Annotated in this window: 1 protein-coding gene; it reads left to right on the forward strand. The window is 67.1% G+C overall.

Annotation, left to right across the window (positions count from 1 at the left end; all coding sequences use genetic code 11):
- Nucleotides 1-680 (forward strand): HNH endonuclease signature motif containing protein (locus A5658_RS12185; RefSeq protein WP_156751410.1); only part of this gene is annotated, 680 nt, incomplete at both ends.

The raw sequence follows: 680 nt of genomic DNA on the forward strand, positions 1-680 counted from the left end.
CCCGAGGCCCGCGCCACCCTCGACGCCGTGTTCGCCAAGCTGGCCGCACCGGGTATGTGCAACCCCGACGACGCCGAGCCCTGCATCAGTGGCACCCCCTCAGAAGCCGCGATCCAGGGCGACATCCGCAGCGCCGCCCAGCGCACCCACGACGCCCTGGTCGCCGCCGGCCGCGCGCTGCTCGCCTCCGGCGATCTCGGCCAACACAACGGGCTACCGACATCGATCATCGTCACCACCACGCTGCAGGAGTTAGAGAAAGGCGCTGGGCGTGGTCTGACCGCCGGCGGCACGCTGCTGCCGATGTCCGATGTGATCCGCCTGGCTCAGCACGCCCATCACTACTTGGCGATCTTCGACCACGGCAAAGCGCTGGCGCTGTATCACACCAAACGCCTGGCCTCACCGGCCCAGCGAATTGTGTTGCACGCTAAAGACCGTGGCTGTTCACACCCCGGCTGCACCGTTGCGGGCTACCTGTGCGAAGTGCACCACTGCACGCCGTACTGCACCCAGCCCGCCACCGGCATCGACAACCTCACACTGGCCTGCGGGCCCCATCACAAGCTAGCCGACTACGGCTGGACCACCCGCAAAAACAGCCGCTACCAAACCCAATGGATCCCACCACCCCACCTCGACCACGGCCAACCCCGCATCAACACCTACCACCACCCCGA

Source organism: Mycobacterium sp. 1245111.1, from assembly GCF_001673405.1.
Lineage (GTDB): Bacteria > Actinomycetota > Actinomycetes > Mycobacteriales > Mycobacteriaceae > Mycobacterium.